Annotated in this window: 4 protein-coding genes; all 4 read left to right on the plus strand. The window is 33.5% G+C overall.

The window, feature by feature from the left end:
- On the plus strand, nt 1-1,292 hold a 1,292-nt coding region (gene lon, locus ABI549_RS13520), incomplete at its 5' end, for an endopeptidase La (protein ID WP_348076985.1).
- Nucleotides 1,293-1,383: 91 nt separating this feature from the next.
- On the plus strand, nt 1,384-2,412 hold the full coding sequence (gene porQ, locus ABI549_RS13525) for a type IX secretion system protein PorQ (RefSeq protein ID WP_348076986.1): 1,029 nt from the start codon (nt 1,384-1,386) through the stop codon (nt 2,410-2,412).
- A gap of 140 nt (nt 2,413-2,552) precedes the next feature.
- Nucleotides 2,553-3,233, plus strand: a complete 681-nt coding sequence (gene cmk / locus ABI549_RS13530; RefSeq protein ID WP_348076987.1) for a (d)CMP kinase — start codon at nt 2,553-2,555, stop codon at nt 3,231-3,233.
- Nucleotides 3,234-3,312: 79 nt separating this feature from the next.
- A partial coding sequence (locus ABI549_RS13535; protein WP_348076988.1) for an MFS transporter occupies nt 3,313-4,163 on the plus strand: 851 nt, incomplete at its 3' end.

Raw genomic sequence — 4,163 nt, forward strand, 5'->3', positions numbered from 1 at the left:
GTCTTACAGGTCCTCCGGGAGTTGGAAAAACATCAATAGGAAAATCTATTGCAGAAGCTTTAGGAAGAGAATATGTAAGAGTTTCTCTTGGTGGTTTGCGTGATGAAGCTGAAATTCGCGGACATCGTAAAACCTATATTGGTGCAATGCCAGGAAGAATCCTTCAAAGTTTAAAAAAAGCAGGAACATCAAATCCAGTTTTTGTTTTAGATGAGATCGATAAATTATCAACAAGCAATCAAGGCGATCCTTCATCTGCCTTATTAGAAGTCTTAGATCCTGAACAAAACAGCGAATTCTATGATAATTTTCTAGAAATGGGTTACGATTTATCGAAAGTTATGTTTATTGCCACATCAAACAATATGGCAACCATACAACCTGCGTTGAAAGACCGTATGGAAATCATCAAAATGTCTGGTTATACTATTGAAGAAAAAGTAGAAATCGCCAAACAGCATTTGTTTCCAAAACAATTAGCTGTTCATGGTTTAACTTCAAAACATTTAGTAATTGGTAAAAAACAATTAGAAAAAATAGTAGAAGGTTACACACGTGAGTCGGGAGTTCGTGGACTAGAAAATAAAATCGCACAAGTCATTCGAAATACTGCCAAATGTGTTGCTATGGAAGAAGAATACAATATAAAAGTTACCGATGAAGATATTATCAAAATCTTAGGTGTTCCTAGACTAGAAAGAGATAAATCAGAAAATAATGATGTAGCAGGAGTGGTTACAGGATTGGCTTGGACATCAGTTGGAGGAGATATTTTATTTATAGAATCTTTAATTTCTCCAGGAAAAGGAACAATGACTATTACTGGAAATCTTGGAACAGTAATGAAAGAATCGGCAACAATTGCTTTAGAATATATTAAAGCCAATGCTGAATTATTAGGATTAAACTCTGAAATGTTAGCAAAATATAATATTCACTTGCACGTTCCAGAAGGCGCGACGCCAAAAGACGGACCAAGTGCGGGAATTGCAATGCTAACTTCGTTAGTGTCTGTTTTTACGCAGAAAAAAATCAAGAAAAGTTTGGCTATGACTGGCGAAATCACTTTGCGTGGTAAAGTATTGCCAGTAGGAGGAATCAAAGAAAAAATTCTAGCAGCAAAACGTGCCAATATCAAAGAGATTATTTTGTGTCACGAAAACAAAAGTGATATAGACGAAATAAAAGCCGAATATCTTACGGGTTTAACTTTTCACTATGTAAAGGAAATGCACGAAGTTTTAGCAATTGCTATTACAAAAGATAAGGTTAAAAATGCTAAAGTATTATAAATTAAAAACGGTTAAATTTTTTAACCGTTTTTTTTGTAAAAAATAATATCTTCGCTTCTGCGTTATATAGTTTTTTAAACGCCAAAAATAAATGCAAAAAAAACATTTAATTATCTTATTATTTATAATCTATACTTCGACTTATGGTCAAATAGGAGGGCAAAGCGTATACCAGTTTCTAAACCTAATTTCGTCGCCAAGACAAGCTGCTTTGGGAGGGAAAACAATTACAAATTATGATTACGATGTCAACCAACCTTTATTCAATCCAGCAAGTATAAATGCCGAAATGGATGGCCGTTTAGCCATAAATTACGGAAACTATTTTGGAGATGTAACTTACGGAACAGGCTCTTTTGCTTATACATACGACAGACATGTACAAACATTGCATGGTGGAATTACCTATATAAATTATGGAAAATTTGATGGGAGAGATGAGTTCGGAGCATCAACAGGACAATTTACAGGAAGCGAAATCGCATTGTCTTTAGGTTATGCTTACAATGTGCCTTTTACAAAATTATATCTCGGAGGAAATGCAAAATTCATTTCATCAACACTCGAAAGTTATAATTCATTTGGAGTCGCTGCTGATTTAGCGGCTATGTATGTCGATGACAAAAATGATATAAATTACGGATTAGTAGTTCGAAATTTTGGAACACAAATAAAAACTTATAATGGTACAAACGAGAAATTACCGTTCGAAGTCATTGCTGGAATATCCCAAGAATTAGAAAATGTACCTATTCGTTGGCATCTAACATTAGAAAATTTACAAAAGTGGAATATTTCTTTTGCGAATCCTGCCAGAAGCCAACAAACAATCGATGGAGATGTCATTGAAGAAAAAGTAGGGTTTCTAGGAAACACATTTAGGCATGTTATTTTTGGTGCTGAAATTTTTCCAAAGAAAGCATTTAGTTTGCGATTAAGTTATAATTTCCGTCGTGCCGCCGAACTCAAAATCCTAGAGCAACGAACATTCTCAGGAATATCTGCAGGTTTCGGAATCCGATTCAGAAAATTCCGCTTCGATTATTCTTACTCACGATACACTTTAGCTTCAAATACCAGTTTATTCGGACTAACGATCAATTTGTATAACAACGAATAATTTTTTTTGAAGCAGAAATTATAGAATATTAGTAAACAATATTCCCGCTATCGTTACAATCTTGCCAAAAAAAGCAAGGATTTCCACTGCTATCGGGGCTAGAAATAAACTTTGCAACTTCTATTAAACATTTAAAAAAATTGAAAAAAATAACCATTGCCATCGACGGATTTTCTTCTACAGGAAAAAGTACATTAGCCAAACAGTTAGCCAAACAGTTAGGCTATATATATGTAGATACTGGCGCCATGTATCGTGCTGTAACTTATTATGCAATGCAAAATAATTACATCAATCACGAAGAGTTTAAGAAGCAAGCATTGATAAACGATTTGCCTAAAATTAGACTTACTTTTCAGTTTAATCCAAATTTAGGATTTGCCGAAATGTATCTAAATGATGTAAATGTAGAAACCGAAATTCGTACGATTGAAGTATCTAGTTTTGTAAGCCAAGTCGCTGAGGTATCACAAGTAAGAGTAAAACTAGTAGAACAACAGCAAGAAATGGGAAAAAATAAAGGCATCGTGATGGACGGTCGCGATATAGGAACTGTAGTTTTTCCTGATGCCGAACTCAAAATATTCATGACAGCCAGCGCACAAACTAGAGCACAACGTCGTTATGATGAAATGTCCGAAAAAGGGCAACCCGTTTCCTACGAAACAGTACTAGAAAACGTACAACAACGAGATTTTATAGATACACATCGTGAGGATTCTCCACTTGTAAAGGCAGATGATGCTATCGAAATAGACAATTCTCATTTGTCTAGAGAAGAACAATTTCAGGTTGTTCTTGATTTGGTTGATAATATTTAGAAAAATTTATTTGTAAAGTTATTTTTATTGTTAGTTTTACGTTTCTAAAAAAATACCTAACCGATTTAAAAACTAAAAGATGAATATAAAGAATAGATTAACAATAATGAGTTTCCTTCAGTTTTTTGTTTGGGGAGCTTGGTTAATTACAGTTGGAAACTATTGGTTCGCAACAAAACAATGGAGCGGAGCAGAGTTTGGAGCTATATTTTCTACTTTAGGACTTTCTTCTATTCTTATGCCAGCATTAACAGGTATTATAGCTGACAAATGGATTAATGCCGAAAAATTATACGGAATATTGCATATTTTAGGCGGTTTTGCCATTGCATATTTACCCCAAGTTGATAATCCAACTAGTTTTTATTGGGTAATTTTTGCAGCTATGATGTGCTATATGCCAACAATTTCATTATCCAATTCTGTAGCATACAATATTCTTAAAGACAATAAATATGATATTGTAAAAGTTTTTCCACCCATTAGAGTTTGGGGAACAGTTGGTTTTATTGCAGCAATGTGGTTAACAAATTTGTCAGGGAATAAATCATCTGCAAATATGTTTTATATTTCTGCTTTTGCTGCAGTGGTTTTAGGAATTTATTCATTTACGTTGCCTAAATGTCCGCCACAAAAATTAATTTCGGAAAGTGATTCATTACTTAAAAAATTAGGACTAGATGCGTTCAAGTTGTTTGGAAATTATAAAATGGCATTGTTCTTTATTTTTTCAATGTTTTTAGGAGGTGCTTTACAACTTACAAATATGTATGGGGATACTTATTTATCTGAATTTTCTAAAGTTCCTCAATATGCGGATTCATTCGTAGTTAAATACTCGACTATAATTATGTCGATTTCTCAAATATCTGAAACCTTATTTATTCTAGCTATTCCATTTTTCTTAAAGCGTTTTGGAATCAAACAAGT

This window comes from Flavobacterium sp., assembly GCF_039932285.1.
Lineage (GTDB): Bacteria > Bacteroidota > Bacteroidia > Flavobacteriales > Flavobacteriaceae > Flavobacterium.

Bases quoted from the DNA above. Each gene is read 5' to 3' on its own strand.
- porQ (WP_348076986.1), top strand. From the start codon at position 1,384: ATGCAAAAAAAACATTTAATTATCTTATTATTTATAATCTATACTTCG.